12 protein-coding genes are annotated in these 16476 nt (G+C 47.9%); 5 read left to right on the forward strand and 7 right to left on the reverse strand.

Annotation, left to right across the window (positions count from 1 at the left end):
- Both NQ542_RS10935 and NQ542_RS10940 read right to left on the reverse strand, forming a co-directional pair.
- Window positions 1-267 (reverse strand): GNAT family N-acetyltransferase, encoded by a 267-nt coding sequence (locus NQ542_RS10935; protein WP_005634924.1) that lies wholly within the window; start codon window positions 265-267, stop codon window positions 1-3.
- Between the two features lie 4 nt (window positions 268-271).
- Window positions 272-3823, reverse strand: coding sequence for a hypothetical protein (locus NQ542_RS10940; protein WP_005634923.1), 3552 nt, complete (start codon window positions 3821-3823; stop codon window positions 272-274).
- A 244-nt stretch (window positions 3824-4067) separates the two neighbouring features.
- On the opposite strand from NQ542_RS10940, the gene NQ542_RS10945 reads away from it, so the two are divergent.
- Both NQ542_RS10945 and NQ542_RS10950 read left to right on the forward strand, forming a co-directional pair.
- Complete coding sequence (locus NQ542_RS10945) at window positions 4068-4532, forward strand: MaoC family dehydratase (RefSeq protein ID WP_005634922.1); 465 nt, start codon at window positions 4068-4070, stop codon at window positions 4530-4532.
- A 10-nt stretch (window positions 4533-4542) separates the two neighbouring features.
- A complete protein-coding gene (locus NQ542_RS10950) occupies window positions 4543-5175 on the forward strand; it encodes a hypothetical protein (RefSeq protein WP_005634921.1) in 633 nt (210 codons plus the stop codon).
- A 129-nt stretch (window positions 5176-5304) separates the two neighbouring features.
- Here the strand turns inward: NQ542_RS10950 and NQ542_RS10955 are convergent, their stop codons facing one another.
- The 4 genes from NQ542_RS10955 to NQ542_RS10970 all read right to left on the reverse strand — a co-directional run bounded on the left by NQ542_RS10955 (window position 5305) and on the right by NQ542_RS10970 (window position 12092).
- Window positions 5305-6069: a TIGR03915 family putative DNA repair protein gene (locus NQ542_RS10955; protein WP_005634920.1), complete on the reverse strand. Its 765-nt coding sequence runs from the start codon at window positions 6067-6069 to the stop codon at window positions 5305-5307.
- Entirely contained in the window at window positions 6066-7334 is a 1269-nt protein-coding gene (locus NQ542_RS10960; protein ID WP_005634919.1) for a putative DNA modification/repair radical SAM protein, read from the reverse strand. Before NQ542_RS10960 ends, NQ542_RS10955 begins: the two co-directional genes overlap by 4 nt.
- A 719-nt stretch (window positions 7335-8053) precedes the next feature.
- Window positions 8054-9085 carry an aminotransferase class I/II-fold pyridoxal phosphate-dependent enzyme gene (locus tag NQ542_RS10965; RefSeq protein ID WP_005634916.1) on the reverse strand — a complete coding sequence of 344 codons (1032 nt, stop codon included), beginning with the start codon at window positions 9083-9085 and terminating at the stop codon, window positions 8054-8056.
- A gap of 25 nt (window positions 9086-9110) precedes the next feature.
- On the reverse strand, window positions 9111-12092 hold the full coding sequence (locus tag NQ542_RS10970) for a glycoside hydrolase family 3 N-terminal domain-containing protein (protein ID WP_005634915.1): 2982 nt from the start codon (window positions 12090-12092) through the stop codon (window positions 9111-9113).
- Between the two features lie 195 nt (window positions 12093-12287).
- On the opposite strand from NQ542_RS10970, the gene NQ542_RS10975 reads away from it, so the two are divergent.
- The 3 genes from NQ542_RS10975 to rplS all read left to right on the forward strand — a co-directional run bounded on the left by NQ542_RS10975 (window position 12288) and on the right by rplS (window position 14792).
- Entirely contained in the window at window positions 12288-13043 is a 756-nt protein-coding gene (locus NQ542_RS10975; RefSeq protein ID WP_227945680.1) for an NIPSNAP family protein, read from the forward strand.
- A gap of 29 nt (window positions 13044-13072) precedes the next feature.
- Entirely contained in the window at window positions 13073-14308 is a 1236-nt protein-coding gene (locus NQ542_RS10980; protein WP_005634913.1) for a glucuronyl esterase domain-containing protein, read from the forward strand.
- A gap of 136 nt (window positions 14309-14444) precedes the next feature.
- Window positions 14445-14792, forward strand: a complete 348-nt coding sequence (gene rplS / locus NQ542_RS10985; RefSeq protein WP_005634912.1) for a 50S ribosomal protein L19 — start codon at window positions 14445-14447, stop codon at window positions 14790-14792.
- A gap of 61 nt (window positions 14793-14853) precedes the next feature.
- On the opposite strand, the gene NQ542_RS10990 is transcribed toward rplS, so the two are convergent.
- A complete protein-coding gene (locus NQ542_RS10990; RefSeq protein WP_005634911.1) occupies window positions 14854-16374 on the reverse strand; it encodes a DUF4301 family protein in 1521 nt (506 codons plus the stop codon).
- Between the last annotated feature and the right edge of the window lie 102 nt (window positions 16375-16476).

Below are 16476 nucleotides of genomic sequence, written 5' to 3' on the forward strand. Positions count from 1 at the left end.
TCATCCGGCATAGTCGGGATGGCGATGCAACCAAGTGACCGCATAGCTACAGGTTGCCGACGGCTTCATACCATTCTCGATCGCGTAATCATAAGCGTATTTTACTAAAGCGGCAGCAATCCCTCTCCCTCCGATAGCGGGCGGAACAATCGTGTGGATAATATCCAGTTTATCCCCAGATAAACGATACTGTACAAAAGCTACCACGCCATCCACCTGTGTTTCAAAACGTTTATTATCCGGATAATGAGTTATAATGTAATCCATATTCTTAATTATTTATAGGTTCAAATTCCAATAATAAAACATCCTTTCCTTCCCCTTCTGGAATGTTTTTTCCTGAAACGTTCTTTTTTCCCCGGAAGAAGTTCTTCACTTTTGTAAGAAAAGTCATAATTTCTTTGGCTGTATCCTGCTTCTTTTTGGACATACCGACCGATTCAATCAACGGTGGTCTTAATATCTGCCACAAATAATTGAAAGTGGAATGATAAGGATCCCTTATTATTGAAACACTCGAATGACGCGGTTTGTTAAAACCTTTTCCTGTTTTATCCGGATTATTCTGTTTTAACACACGGTTGACCAGACCGGTCAGAAACTTCTTATCGGTTAGTACACCATCTTTTTCTTTCAGTAAAGCAGCTTTTAAGCCATTATATAGAAAAACCATCTCCACTGTAGCTCCTTTGCTGGATGCCTCCGTACTGAAAGCCATCTCTCGAACCCATCCACTTTGTACCTCCGCCGAAGCCAGGGGAACCAGCAATTCGTTCAACGCCGTAAGGTCAAAACTGTCTAGGCGGGCATTCAGCAAGAAACGATCATTCAGTGAATCGACCGGTAACTTCCAAGTAGCCGTAAAGTTTCCTTTCCCCATCAACTTGCCATCAGCATCCAGCACGATGTATTGGTCAGGACGGGAGACGATATTTGTAAAACCGGTAAACGTTCCGTTCATATCCGTAAAAAACAGTTTTCCGGGAACCGTTCCCTTCTTTGCCAGCTCTTCGTAAACAACGGAAAAGTTCTTTATGCCCACTCTTTGGAAATCCAGCTTAACCGGAGCCTTCTGTAATCCGGTATAGATCATCGGAACAATACGCCGGGGTATCGGTATTTTCTGGTTCTTAAAATTCTGTAATACAGCATCCGATATCTGTACATCAGCTATCCGAAGCACCTTCTCCGATAAATAAGTGGACAGATCGATACCTGCCAGCGCAACCTGCCCGACACTCACATCAAACCAATCTTTATGATGCGGCTGCAAATAAGCAAACTGCATTTTAGGATAAGGAGATATAAGACGAATACGGTCAATGACTACACTTGATCCGGTCAAATCCACAGCACCTACCTTTAACGTGTAAAAACCGTTATCCAGAGGAAGCTCCAGGTTACGGGTAGAGAAACGAATATCATCCAATTTATATGTACGGAGACGAGTATCAACAGCCAGCCCCTCAATAAACAGGTTAGTCGTATCTAACTTCTGATGTTGCAAAGAATCGCTCTTCCCATAATAGGCATAACGGATGTTCGCATCCTTCAAGCTAAAGCGACCTAAAAAGATTCGTCCGGCAACTTTCTCCAAAGCTGTATATAAATCAACCGAACCTAACTTCGTTTGATTTTGTAGAGTATCGAGAAAATGACCGGAATAAATATCCGCCACAGGACTTTCCATGTGAACCGAACCCAACTTCAACAAAGTGCTATCCCAGGAAACCCCTTCCAATGCCAGGCCTTTAAGTGAAGCCGACATGCCACTTCCGTCCGATCTGCACACTTGGACATCAGGCGAATCTACCCGGAACGATGCTACCCGAATATTCCGGTCCAGCCTTTCAGGTATCCGTTTCAGCCCGCCTATACGAAGTCCCGGTGAAGAAAACCGGATATATGTCTTTGCCTTCTTCTCCATCGTATTTTGTGGGAGCAGTTTGATATCCTGTAATTCCAGAATTCCTTTTACGGTCGAAAATTGCCCTTTCCGCACAGACAAACGATATTCTTTTCCCGGCAAATAGTTATCGAACCGACTAAAATTAAATCCCATATTTCCGTAATCGAAAAACAGTCCACTCCCCTTCCCCGTCTGCCGGTTCACCCAAATGCCGGTTGCAAAGAAATTAAAGTCATTCAGTTTATAAGTAACCGGATCGGACATGCTTTTATCATCGATCGTCACAGATGCATGATTCAGACTCAACCGTTTAACAGAGAAATAACGGAGGAAAGGATTCAAGATCGACTCCACATCGACACGGCTGTTTGCCGGCTTTACCGACTTCACATCTTTCTTATTGAAGGAAGAAACCAGCACATAACGCAGATTCGGGCGGTCTATTTTCAGCAATCGCGCACTGATCCCCTTGTCGTATAACAAACCGCGGATTCCAACCGTATCAATGCTTCCTGCCATATAATCATTCTGTCCGCAAACCGACAAGGGATATAACCTGATTCGTTCCAGGTTGAAATCCCCGCTTTCCGTGTCCAACGTCATGCGCTTCACCGTAAACCGGTGGTTTCGTGCCGTCATCAGCCCCTCAATACCAGTCGCTTCAAACGAGAAACCACGCGAATACCAGAACCCGCGTTGAGTCTCCGATACGGAATCTATCCGGAAATCGTTTGCCTGGAAATCGAAGTTCGCCAGTTTATACACCTCGATCTTATCTTTAACCGCAAAAGAATATTGCAACTTTGCCTGCCCGATACCGACCGTACCAATAGAAACCGTATGTAAGACAGGCGAGATCAATTCATAAAGAGACAGGGAACGGACCAAAGAATCCGCCTCCGCCTCATTCAAGCTTTTCTTCTCCGTTTTTTTAGCAGACGGCAGGCTTTCCCCCGCCAGATTAAAGGCTTGTATATCCGAAGAAATGATATCTAACGAGCGCGCCGTGAGGTAATTCAGCGCATTTTCACGACGGAACTGTATTCCTTTCACTTCAATGGCTCTGATCAACGCATTCAGATAGCTGTCCGGCCGCTTTTTCTGTTCCCCCCACAATTCACCTTGGGGTGTAAGCGTAATATTAGAGATAGAAATAATAGAATCTTCCGTACTCAGCAGGATCCGATCCGTTTGCAAACGAAAGTCATTATTGGCCAATAGCGTCTGCGACCGCTTAGTAATGAAATCGAAATTATCACAATAAAGCAACTTTCCACTCTCAGACGAATTCTCATCCAAACGAAAACCATACGCATGGAAACTGACATCATTCAGGGCATAGACAATCGGAGAAACAGGATTCTCCACGGAATAGGACACACTGGCGTTCTCCAGATTCAGTATCCGGACAGTCAATACATTAATATAAGGAGAAACCACCTCATACAAGGTCTTGATCTCCGCCTCCTTCCTTTCCTTCACCTCCGCCCGCGTCGAATAGTAAGGATTAAACACCTGTATATCAGGATTCCTAATTTCAAATGAGTCAAAATGCAACTGCTTGTAACTCCAACGCCACGTAAGATTCAATCCTTTAAAGTCGATCATGCCGACCTCGGCTGTCACATAGACAGACGGCAAGCTGTCCTTTCTTTCCCAATCCCGGAAAACCGCCGAGTCGGGACATAGCTTTATTCCCTCAAGCGTCAGTTCACCTTTGAAGAAACTGATAGAAAGGTTATCGAAAGAAAGCCTATAAAAGCCATCCGTAGCCTCGGCCGTCCGATGGATCAGTTCTTTCCGAAGATACCGTTCGAGGCGTTTGGTCAGATGAAGATTAAGCAAGAATATAGCGGCAATCAGCACCATTGCGATCCCCAACGTGTACCCTATGACTCTTTTTATCTTCCTCATAAGACTTAAATAAGATTATAACTTCACTCCGTCTATATAAAATCAACAATATAAACAGAGTTAAGTTGCAAAGTCGGTAATAATCCCGTCTGCGCCTACGTATTGTCCAATCTTGCCAAAATATTTGTTTATTCCAGGAATTATTGCGAAAATTGCAGAGACACCCCTGTAACCGGCGATAAAAACAGATCGCAGTTACCTGACGGCGGACGTATAAGATCATAAATCACTAAACAAAAAAATAATGGGAAAAGTAGTTATCAACTCGTACGAAGACTTTGAAAAGCTGGTAGGCCAGCAAATAGGGATTTCAGATTATGTAGAACTGACACAAGAACGCATCAACCTTTTTGCCGATGCGACACTGGATCACCAGTGGATTCACGTAGACCCCGAGCGCGCCAAAGTGGAAAGCCCGTTCCACAGCACAATTGCCCACGGCTACCTGACGCTGTCACTCCTTCCTCACCTCTGGAACCAGATCATCGAGGTGAACAACCTGAAGATGATGATTAATTACGGCATGGACAAGATGAAATTCGGACAGCCCGTATTGACCGGACAAAGTATCCGCCTGATCGCCAAACTACAGACTTTGACAAATCTGCGTGGCGTAGCCAAGGCTGAGATCAAGTTTGCCATCGAGATCAAGGACCAACCGAAGAAAGCGCTGGAAGGTGTTGCAATCTTCCTGTACTACTTCAATTAAGAACAGAAACATGAATAAATTGAATCTTGCGGCAATCGCTTTATGTACCGGCATTACTTTTGCCTGTTCACCAAAAGCTTCGATGGTAAAAGGAGTTATCTGCGATGCAACCATAAATACGCTGACAGTTGTTTCCGAGGAAGGTGACACACTTTCTTTCAGTACGTTGGATGCAGAAAGGGTCGTAACGAATGGTATCTTGCTCGATGATACGGCCATCGTATATCATAGCGGGAAATATAAGACAGGGATGAAAGCGCAAAAGATTGTGGTTGTCCCCGGAAGAAGAAACATAGTTGGCGGCGACCGGGACAAACACGGCTGTATCGGTTCGGCCGGCTACCAATGGAGCGAAGTGCAGCAAGATTGCATCCGTGTGTTCGAAAAGGGTATCCGGATGAAAGCTGTCGACGGCAGCCAGTCTGCTTTCATCGTTTTCAGTCCGGATTCCACCCAAGTCGAACTGTTCTTCTCTTCGGGAGATAAAAACGAGATACTGGATAGGCGCTCACTCCCATCCGGTGGATATGCTTGGAACGTAGAGGACGACGATACAAAGAATGTACGCCGCATAAACGGAAAGTGGACTATCAGTCAACGGGGGAAGACTATCTATTCGCAGGAAGAGTTCCAAAACAAGTAAAGACATCTATAGGTGAGCTGCCGGAGTACAGAAGTACACTATTGTTTTGCCAGTCCGTACTGTGCATTTCGAACAATGTCCTAAACGCATAATCTTTTCCACCGAAAAGAAGGAGTAACGCATCCTGACTTACAACTTTTCCGGCATATACTTCCAGAACCGGGCAGGCATATGCTGGCGGTGTAACTTGGGATTGAGACGTTCCTTGATGGCAATAGACTTGAAGTAAGTTTTCCACATCTGCTGGAAAAGTTTCTCATCGGCATCCATCAGTTCCTCACCGAGCAGGCCGGAAAGAAGGTGGGCTTCTTTCTCTTCGAAACGAACTTCGGTAGCTTCTTTCAAGTCGTAATAGTAACCGTACTCACGTTTCAGGTCGTAAAGCAACCAGCACTGGTCGGCAAAACGGTCTTTCAGATGCGGAAGAGTGAGAGGGAGTACATTATATACTGGCTTGACAGCAGCAAAGAAAGTCCCGTCCGCCGCTTTTTGGAAACGAAGGAACTGGATGACACGCAGGCGCTCGTTCGTCACCTTTTTCCATACCTTGGAGACTTCGAGAACATCGGGATCGCCAAAGTTCAGTTCGATCGTACGCGGAGCGTCGATCGCCTTACGGATATAGCGAAAAAGCAGCATGTCCGTTTCTGGCAGTTCAGATAGCCAAGTAACGGTAATCACAGACAAAGCCATAGCGGAAAGCCGCTTCTGCAAACCTTTCCAAACACGATCCACCTTGGCATCGTCCGTACAGATCGTCACTGCCTCATCATAAAACAAGGGAAAAGGTTCTCCTTCTGCTAACAGCAGATCGGGAAAGCTGCGACGTGAATAAGCATCAAAAACAGCGGTCAGCAGCCCTTCAAAGGTTTTATCGTACACGAATACCGTCATGATTCTTCCTTAAATTGGAGGATAAGCTGACGGTCGTCGGTACTCTTACGTCCCGCTTTCCGGATAAGGATTTGACGGACCACCTCAGGTGACACTTCGTTAATCGTGCGGACTGGCAACTCGTGGCATGTAATGAAATACTGGGCTTTCTTCATCACGACACCCATCTTCTTCAATTGCCCTGTCCCCAGACGGGAATATCGGCGGGAGACGACGATCAATTTCGCCGACTTCACCCCGATACCGGGTACGCGAAGAAGCATCTCGTAATCCGCCTTATTGATATCGACTGGGAACTGCTCCGGATGGCGCAACGCCCAACCGAGCTTCGGATCGACTTCCAGATCGAGGTCAGGATAGGCATCGTTCACGATCTCATCCACTTTGAACTGATAGAAGCGCAAGAGCCAGTCCGCCTGATACAGACGGTTCTCCCGAACCAACGGCGGTTGCTTCAAGGCCGGCAACCGATTATCGTATTCATTGACAGGGATAAAACCGGAATAATAGACACGCTTCATCGTCGGACGCTGATAGAGGGCGGATGAGAGACGAAGGATATCCTTATCCGAATCGGGTGTCGCCCCGACAATCATCTGCGTGCTCTGCCCGGCAGGCACAAAACGCGGAGCATGGCGAAAACGTTTCCGCTCTTCAGCGCTCTGCAAAACACCTTGCTGAATATAACGCATCGGCTGAAAGACGCTCTGAAAATCCTTTTCAGGAGCCAATAGCTGAAGACTCTTCTCGTTCGGGATCTCGATATTCACACTCATACGGTCGGCATAGAGTCCGGCTTCATTCACTAGTTCCTGGCTGGCGCCGGGAATACTTTTCAAGTGGATATAGCCGTTAAACCGGTATACTGTCCGGAGGTCTTTTACCACCCTGACGAGGCGCTCCATCGTGTAATCGGCATTGCGCACAACACCGGAACTCAAGAAAAGCCCTTCGATATAGTTACGGCGGTAAAACTCGATCGTGAGGTTCACCAGTTCCGTCACCGTCAATGTGGCACGGGGAATATCGTTACTGCGGCGATTGATGCAGTAGGCGCAATCGAACATGCAGTAATTTGTCAGCATAATCTTCAGTAAAGAAATGCAACGGCCATCCTCGGCAAAGCTATGACAAATGCCCCACCCTGCCGCACTTCCGATCCCGCCGCTCTTGTTCTTTCGCGACGTTCCGCTGGAAGCGCAAGATACATCGTACTTGGCCGATTCAGCCAGTACTTTCAGTTTTTCGAGCACTTTTTCGTCCATAATTGTTACCGGGATTTCTTGACAAAAGTAAGAATAATCTTTTACTATTACTCCGCTCTCAAAAGAAAAACAGAGCAACCGTATCAAAATTTTCCAAGGTCGTGATCTGCATACGAAGTTTTCTGCAAATCCTCTATCACTCTATCACTACGAAGGTTGTAGCTATTCATATTCAAGCGTCAGAGGCAGTGATACAGGACGTTTTCCTGTATCACTCTTCTATCACTTCTGAAACAGGACGTTTTTGCCATACAATTGAAAACCAACACATTGCCTTCTATCACTTTTGAAAAAGCATATAAAATAATCGAATAAACAAATGTAAAAACGAATATAACAGATATTAAATTGGCGGAATACGGTTCTTCATTCCACAAAAGCTATCTCTTTTTTTAGCAAAGACAAGTACATAAATCCGTAAACACCCCCATGTTGCCATCCTTTACATCCGGGTGTAGAGAGCCGGTACATCCGGGTGTTAAGGATGGCAACATGGGGGTGTCCGGCAACTAAAGTACCGTGCCGGACAATAAAAACCGCCCGGTTTCACCTATTTTACTGCCGTTTTTGCATGTTATTTTTCTGTTTTTACTTCGCAAAGGTAATGTTCCTCCTACCTGCTAACTTTTCCAATCTTGTCAGCTTACAAATATTTCAGGCATCTTCATGAACGAGAAACAATCCCTCGAAACGACATCAAGGTGAAGGGCAAGCCGATATCAAGGCGAGATGGAAAGCCATTCCCGTACCGCATCAACGAGTACTTGGTTCTCGGCTGCTGTCTGTGCCGATATACGGATATAGGTTTCATCCAGGCTGCGGAAATTGGAGGCGTCGCGGATCAGCAGACCATGACGATCCCACAGATACTGTTTCAACCCAGCGGCCGTCCCTTTTTTCAGGCGGACCAAGAAGAAAGTTACGGATGTCGGTAATGCTTCCAAGTCGCCCAGTTCATTCAGCCGGTCGATCAGGCTGGCTGTCTCGCGTTGCCATTCACGGATGGGCAGGATATATTGCTCCGGATGCGTCAAGATGTACTTGCCGGCTTCCACAGCAATTGCATTGACAGACCAGGGAATGATGTACCGGTTTATCTGCTCGACCTTATCCGGAGAAGCGACCAAGTAGCCGATACGGAGTCCCGGTATATTATGCGCTTTCGAAATAGATTGTATCAAGATCAGGTTCGGATGGTTGCAGACATCCGAAGGTTCCAACAACCTTTCCGTCGTGAAAGCGACGTATGCCTGGTCGATGATAAAGACGGTCTGCCGGTTCGCCTCGATCAATGCCAGCAGTTCGGCCCGGCGGATCAGTCTGCCGTCCGGATTATTCGGGTTACAGATCCAGCAGAAATCCTGTCCTTCCAGCGAAAGGCCGGACAGGTCGCACGAGGTCGGAAAGAAACTGACTTCATGCCCGTGCAGGCGGCAAGCGTCTTCATACTCCGCAAAAGAGGGAACGGCAATAGCGGATTTCGCCCCTTTCCAGGTTTGCGCCAGCAGATAGAATGCCGTGATGGAACCGTTCGTTACCACTATATTCTCCTCTTCCACCTCATAGCAGCGGGCAAGCAATCTTTTCAGGGAAGAAGCATCCGGTTCCGGATAACGCGTGAGTTCATAAAACTGCTCGTTCAGGTGTTCCCTGAGTGTGCGGAGATCGGCTCCATGCCATACATTTGAACTGAAATTTATCTTTACCTCTTTCTGTGAATTATAGTGGTCGTCACCGTGTCCGAATAACATCTTTAGGGGAATTATGATTTATGAATTATTTGATTGCTTTATAGATTGCGTCTTGGATACGTGTGCGGATATCCAGCGAACCTAGCTTGTTGTTGGCCCGTGTCGGGTTCACACGGTTGGACAGGAAGATATACAGCAGGTTGTTATCCGGGTCCACCCAAAAGCAAGTGCCGGTAAAACCGGTATGCCCATAAACGGAGGCGGGAGCCAGGCTGCCGCAAGGAGATGCTTTACCCCCACCGGCTACCGGCTTGTCGAAACCTAAGCCGCGGCGACAGGTCGGACTTTTACTTTGGGTGAAAAGACGGCAGGTTTCTTTGGATAGGTATTGTTCACCTCCGTAGCTTCCCTGATTCAGATAGAGTTGCAGCACTTTCGCCAAGTCGTTGGCGTTGGAGAAAAGCCCGGCATTGCCCGAAACGCCCCCCTGGAAAGCGGCTGCCTCATCATGCACATAGCCGCGAAGCAGTTGCCGACGGATAAAATGGTCGTTTTCGGTCGGGACGATCTGCATCGTGTCGAGGATATGCAACGGATTGTAGGCCGTATGCCAAGCTCCAAGCTTGCTGAAGAACATGTCATGCAACAGGCGGTCCATCGGCTGCCGCATCTGCTTTTCCACCATCATCTTCAACAGGATGAAATTGATGCAACTGTATTTGTACTTGCCCCGCACGCCGAGGCGCGAGTCCTTGATCTCCTGGATAATGGTGTCTTTAAAAGAGTCGTGCAGATACATGTTACGGGCGATCTCTGTCGTAAAGCCCGGCTTTTTCCGGGCAGATACCAGATTGGGAAGAAAAGAGAAGTCGTTGCGCACATAGGTCCGGGCGTCGAAACGGACCGGATGCGCCTGGTTCTTCGCATTACTGTACAGGCTGCCTTTATAACTATCCTTGTCGATCGCGTTCAGATAGAAGTTGATAGTCGGCGTCAGGCCGGACTGGTGGTAGAGGAGGTCTTTGACAGCTAAATTCTTTTTATCCGAATCCTTTAGTTCGGGTATAAAATCGGATATCTTATTGTTCAGCGTGAACTTCTTGTCATCGTATGCTTTCATTACAGCCAGCAAGGTCCCCGCCGCTTTGGAAGAAGAAGCCAAGTCGTAGACGGAGTTTTCATCAACAGCTTGTTTCTTATCGTAGTCGAAATAGCCGAACGATTTGTCATAGATAATCATGCCATCTTTGGCGACGAGCACCTGGCAACCGGGAAACGCCTTCTGTTCCAAACCGTCTTCCACGATAGAGGCGATCACGTCCAAACGTTCGGGACTTGCCTCCACTTCTTCCGGCTCGTGATAACCGAGACGTGTCTTTTCGGTAAACACACCCGTCCCCGCCGTGTAGAGGGTAGGGATGGAAACCGACAGCTTTCCTTTAACCGCAATACCGCCGAAAATGGCTTGCGCCGCATATTTCTGAGCAAGCGGTGTGCCCTCGTAGGCCATTACGACCGCTTTGGCTTTCAGGATGGAAGGTTTATATGCTTTACAAAAATAGGGCAAGGTGAAAAAGGCATAGACCAGTTCCTTCTTTGCCGCCAGCTCGCGCAGAGCCGGGCTTTCCGGAATGCGGACCGTATGCACGCCGCAAATGACCACATCGTATTTCTCCAATTTCTTATATACACTCTGCACTTGGGCTGCCGTCGCATTCCGGCTGATGCTGAAACAGGCGACCGAGTCGTAGCGCCCCAGCATCTTTTGGAACTCGTTCCCTACCCCGTCACCGATAGACAGGGCGGCGATCTTTTTCTTATCGAGCTGCTTCAACGGGATGATGTCGCCCTCGTTCTTCAGCAGGGTGATCGCTTCTTCATTCAACTTGGCGGCCAACCATGCGGCATGGGGAGAGTTCAGGCGTTCGGACAATCCCTTCGTCTCGACCGGGCGATAGTCGTTCAGCCCTGCGATGTATTTATATTGCAGGATCTTGATGATCTTCGCTTCTATCTCTTCCCTGTCCAAAATACCCTCTTCCAAGGCCTCCTTCACGGCTGCAAAGTCGTTAATCGGCGCAGCCGGAGCCAAAAGGATGTCATTGCCCGCCAATAGCGCCATTACGGAAGGGTTATCGGATTTACGGGTAGTAGCGCCTTTCATCGCCAAAGCGTCGGTAAAGCACAGCCCTCGGAATCCGAGCTCTTTTTGCAGCAGGTCGGTGACGACGGCACGGGACATGGAGACCGGCTTATTGCGTGCCTTGTCCAACGCCGGGACATACAGGTGTCCGGTCATCACGCCGGCATAGCCGTCATAGATGTAACGTTTGAAAGGCAGCAACTCCACACTGTCCAGGCGTGCCCGGTCATGATGAACGGCAGGCAGCGTATAATGGGAATCTTCGGCGGTATCGCCATGTCCTGGGAAATGCTTGGCGACAGACAGGATGCCCTGCCCTTCCAGCCCACGGGCATACGCAAGCCCTTTGTCAGCCACCGCCTCAGGATTCTCGCCGAAGGAGCGGAGGCCGATCACCGGGTTGTCGGTATTGCTGTTGACATCCATATCGGGTGCGAAATTGATATGGATTCCCATCTCCTTGCACTGCCGGGCGACTTCCTTGCCGTATTCGGTTATCAGGCTGTTATCCTCAATCGCCCCCAACATCATGTTCTTCGGGAAACGGGTCGTACCGGAGAGGCGCATGGAAAGTCCCCATTCGCCGTCCAGCGACACGAGCATCGGGACACGGGAGGCTTTTTGCAGGCGGTTCGTCACCTCGGCCTGCGTGACCGGATCACCTTTATGGAAAAGGATGCCGCCGATCTTTATCTCATTGACATAACGCATCAGGCGTTGCATATTGCGGGTGTCGGATTTCGGGTTGGCGATGATCATAAAGAGTTGCCCGATACGTTCGTCATAACTCATCGCATCGAAGACGGAGTCCACCCAGTGATTCATTTTCTCCTTGTCCACTGCCCGGTAAAGGTTCGGCGTCGTCTGTGCGACAGCGGAAAGAACGGTAACACAACTAAATAAAAAGATATATATTTTCTTCATCGAAAGAGTTGAAATTTATGATTTATAATTTATGATTTATAAATAATGATCACAATGTCTTTCTAATAAATCATAATTCATAAATCATAAATCAAAACAAATGTACGGAAATTACCCTGATATTTCCTACCTTTGAAGTGTTTACTAACTATTTTTTAATCTAAATTCTATAGAACCATGCAAAGAAGGCACTTTATGAAGCTGACAGGTATGTTGGCTACGCTTCCGGCCATCAAGGGGATAGCCGCAACCTCCGAAAAACCCGCTCCATCCGGAAAGCAGCTATACGAATGGCGAATCTACACACTGGAAGAAGATGCGGACGGCCTGGACGGCTTTTTCCGCGACACACTGATCCCTGCCTATAACCGGAAGAATATCAAAGCAGGCGCTTTCGTCCCTTATAAGAAAGAGGAAAAAGAACGGCGTCTACTGCTGTTCATTTATCCCAACATCACGACTTACCACCGGGTGAAACGGACCATCTGGGACGACACGGTATTCAGGAAAGCGGCACAGCCTTATTTCGACAAGACGGCTCCCAACCCGGCTTACTTCAATTTCGAAAGTTTCCTGTGCGAAGCTTTCGACAAAGTACCTTCCCTTCTGATGCCGGACAAGAACCGGACGCTGTTCGAACTCAGGACGTACCACAGTCCCAACGAAGAAGCCAACCAGCGGAAAGTCGCGATGTTCAATAAAGATGAAATAGATGTCTTCGACAAGGTCGGCATCAACTCCGTTTGCTACGGAGAGGTACTGGCCGGTCCGATCATGCCGGCGGTGATGTACCTCACCTGGTACAAGGACGAACCGACACGCAATGCCGCCTGGGACAAATTCCGGGCACATCCGGACTGGCAACGGATCAAGAACCTGCCGGAATATGCCTATACAGCCACCCGAAACACCAGTCTGCTCCTCTCACCATTGCCTTACTCGCAGATATAAGGAAATTAAAAATAAAAAAACCGACAGTTATGAGACAAGCCATATTCCTCCTGTGTCTTTGGAGTTGCAGCCTATTGACGGGACATGCCCAGGAAGCCGATGAAGCGAATTACGACGAAAGCAAAATTCCCCCTTATACCCTGCCCGCTCTGTTAAAGACTAGCGACGGCCGGGAAATAACAACCGTGCAACAATGGGAACAGATCAGACGCCCGGAATTGCTGTCTGTCTTTACCGAACAGGTATACGGAAAGATGCCGGCGGACAAGGTGGATGTGTCCTACAAGAAGTTGGACGACAACCACAGTGCGGTCAACGGCAGCGCCACCCGCAAACAGATCGAAATCACATTCAGCCATAACGGTATAGAACGGAAAGCCCTGCTGCTGATGTATCTGCCGAACCATGTCAAAACAAAAGTGCCGGTATTCCTGCATTTCAACTTCCAGGGGAATCAGACAGTTTCTTCGGACCCGGATATCATCCCGTCGCAATATTCCGACCGCCCACGCGGCAACCAGGCATCGCGCTGGCCGGTGGAAAAGATCATCGACGCCGGTTACGGGTTGGCCACCATCCATTACTTCGACTTCTTCCCCGACAGCAAGGACAGATATGCGGAAAGTATTCTCGCCCTCTTCGGTCATCCATCTGAAGGAGACATTCCGGCAGACGGCGGACAAGCAATCGCCGCCTGGGCATGGGGTTACAGTCGGGTGATGGATTACCTCGAAACAGACTGGCAGGTCGATGCCTCCAAAATCATCCTGATGGGACATTCCCGCTTGGGCAAAACCTCCCTTTGGGTTGGCGCTACCGATCCGCGTTTTGCAATCGTCATCTCCAACGAATCCGGATGTGGCGGAGCAGCCCTATCCAGACGGCAGGTAGGTGAAACTGTCAACCGGATCAACCACGCGTTCCCTCACTGGTTCTGCAAGAACTTCCGCCGGTATAACAAGAAAGAAGGTGAACTGCCGATCGACCAGCACGAGCTATTGGCCCTCATCGCTCCCCGCCCCCTTTATGTGGCAAGCGCCGAAGAAGACCGCTGGTCCGATCCGAAAGGTGAATTTCTTTCAACCGCATACGCCGGAGAAGTCTATAAGCTCTACGGAATGAAAGGACTGGAAACGACCACGATGCCGACGGTCAACATGCCGATCATGAACCGTGTCGCCTACCACAATCGTACCGGAGTGCATGATGTGACGGATTTCGACTGGGAGAACTACATTAAGTTTGCCGATAAGTGGCTGAAGTAAAATTTATTTCAGACTGCTACTTGCGTATCAAATAATTATTTCGTTACTTTGCATCCGCTTTGCGTAATCTCTGTCGGGACAAGTAGCCCGTTATATTGCGTTTCATTAAAAATTACAATTAAAAAGCTATAAAACAATGGATTTAATTAAAGTTGTAAACGAAGCGTTTGCTACGAAAAAGGAATTTCCTGCATTCAAGAGTGGTGACACTATTACAGTAGCTTACCGTATCAAAGAAGGTAACAAAGAACGTATCCAGCAGTACAGAGGTGTCGTAATCCGCATCTCAGGTCATGGTGACAAAAAACGCTTCACAGTGCGTAAGATGTCTGAAAACGTAGGTGTAGAACGTATTTTCCCGATCGAATCTCCGTTTATCGAAAGCATCACGGTTAACAAGTATGGTAAAGTACGTCGCGCTAAATTGTATTACCTGCGTGCTCTTACCGGTAAGAAAGCAAGAATCAAAGAAAGAAGAGTGTAATCTCTGTGGTTCTATTGCCATACAAAAAAGCCGTCCGATTCATTTCGGACGGCTTTTTTGTTTATTGATGTTCCTGCCGCAGCAGATCATTTACCGTCTTGACCGGATTGAAGGTCTCGATAGGAACTTCGACGAAGATTGTATTCCAGTCGCTCATCGCACCATTCCACAAACCTGGCAATTCCAATGCTTTCAATTCGCGGCCGTCCTTGCTCTTATAAGAGATAAAGCCGGTATTCTTGTCTACATAATCCGGCAAGTTGAACTTCTCGCCCTTATAGTTCTTCAACGCGCATACCAGATCCACCGGATTGAAGTGCGTGCCCTTTTCGAACATCGCTTTCTTTTCGGGGTCATTCAGGTCGATCTGCGAGCTTTCGAGAATTTGCAGAGAGACAGTTCCATCCGGGTTGACAGCAAGGAACGGGCCACCACCCGGCTCACCGACATTCTTCACCATACCGCAGACACGCAACGGGCGGTTCAGCTTACTCTTAATATAAAGGATCAACTCGGCATCTTCCAACAACTTCGTTTCCGGATTCTTCACGCACAACTCCTCCTGCAAGAAATGAATCATCTCTTCCACCTGGTCGTGCGAATACTTGCCGCTGTCGATCAGCTCCAAATACTTAAAGATGCGTTCTTGCAAAGAGACCAGCACACCGGCGATCACCTTCTTGAAGATAACGGTCGAGCATTTGAAACTGTCCGGAACCACATTGTCGATATTCTTGACAAACACCACATCGGCATCTACATCGTTCAGGTTTTCGATCAAAGCACCGTGGCCACCCGGACGGAACAACAGATTACCGTTCTTGTCGCGGAACGGATTGTTTTCCATATCGGCGGCAATCGTATCGGTACTCGGTTTCTGCACGCTGAAAGAAATATCGTATTTGACAGAGAATTTCTCTTCATAATCTCCCGTCTTTGCAGCAACCAACTGTTCGAACAACGCCTTATGTTCGGGCGACACAGTGAAATGTATATTCACTTCGCCGGCATTGTTCTTCGCATACATCGCACCTTCGGCCAGATGTTCTTCCATCGCCGTACGGGCTGTCTGCGGATAAGAATGAAAAAGCAACAGACCTTTCGGAAGCTGTCCGTAGTTCAGTCCTTTCGACTCCAACAGGTTGGAGACAACAGCCTTATACTGTCCGAGAGCGATTAGTGCAGGAATATCTTTTGCTTCATTCTCGATGCAAGCCCGGTTCAAGGCATCATAGAAGGCAAACTTCCTGATGTCATCAAAAAACTTCTTCTCAAACGCATTCTGAGGCTCGTTATAGTCGGCAGACAGGAATTCATACAGATTCTTGAACATACGGCTTGCCGCACCCGAAGCCGGCACGAACTTCAGGATCTTCTTATTCTTTGCCAGGTAAGCATCCCAGGCATCCATATAAGGAGCCTGCTTCTCCTGCGGGATTACCATAATCCCTCTCTCGACCGACGCCGAAGCTGTAATTTCCAGAAAAGGAAACCCTTTCACGAAACAAGCCAACTGCTCTTCAATCTGCTTTTCGCTGATTCCTTTAGCCGCCAGTAACTCTAAGTCTTTTGCGTTTAACATAGTATATCTTTTTAATTAGTTAATAATCAGACACGCTACAAGGCCCTTCCGGCCTATGTATATCGCAAATGTATAAAAATACCATTAGAATTGCACTGATAT

The organism is Parabacteroides merdae ATCC 43184, assembly GCF_025151215.1.
GTDB classification, from domain to species: Bacteria; Bacteroidota; Bacteroidia; order Bacteroidales; family Tannerellaceae; genus Parabacteroides; species Parabacteroides merdae.

Bases quoted from the DNA above. Each gene is read 5' to 3' on its own strand.
- NQ542_RS10935 (WP_005634924.1), bottom strand. From the start codon at position 267: ATGGATTACATTATAACTCATTATCCGGATAATAAACGTTTTGAAACA.
- NQ542_RS10940 (WP_005634923.1), bottom strand. From the start codon at position 3,823: ATGAGGAAGATAAAAAGAGTCATAGGGTACACGTTGGGGATCGCAATG.
- NQ542_RS10945 (WP_005634922.1), top strand. From the start codon at position 4,068: ATGGGAAAAGTAGTTATCAACTCGTACGAAGACTTTGAAAAGCTGGTA.
- NQ542_RS10950 (WP_005634921.1), top strand. From the start codon at position 4,543: ATGAATAAATTGAATCTTGCGGCAATCGCTTTATGTACCGGCATTACT.
- NQ542_RS10955 (WP_005634920.1), bottom strand. From the start codon at position 6,069: ATGACGGTATTCGTGTACGATAAAACCTTTGAAGGGCTGCTGACCGCT.
- NQ542_RS10960 (WP_005634919.1), bottom strand. From the start codon at position 7,334: ATGGACGAAAAAGTGCTCGAAAAACTGAAAGTACTGGCTGAATCGGCC.
- NQ542_RS10965 (WP_005634916.1), bottom strand. From the start codon at position 9,085: ATGTTATTCGGACACGGTGACGACCACTATAATTCACAGAAAGAGGTA.
- NQ542_RS10970 (WP_005634915.1), bottom strand. From the start codon at position 12,092: ATGAAGAAAATATATATCTTTTTATTTAGTTGTGTTACCGTTCTTTCC.
- NQ542_RS10975 (WP_227945680.1), top strand. From the start codon at position 12,288: ATGAAGCTGACAGGTATGTTGGCTACGCTTCCGGCCATCAAGGGGATA.
- NQ542_RS10980 (WP_005634913.1), top strand. From the start codon at position 13,073: ATGAGACAAGCCATATTCCTCCTGTGTCTTTGGAGTTGCAGCCTATTG.
- rplS (WP_005634912.1), top strand. From the start codon at position 14,445: ATGGATTTAATTAAAGTTGTAAACGAAGCGTTTGCTACGAAAAAGGAA.
- NQ542_RS10990 (WP_005634911.1), bottom strand. From the start codon at position 16,374: ATGTTAAACGCAAAAGACTTAGAGTTACTGGCGGCTAAAGGAATCAGC.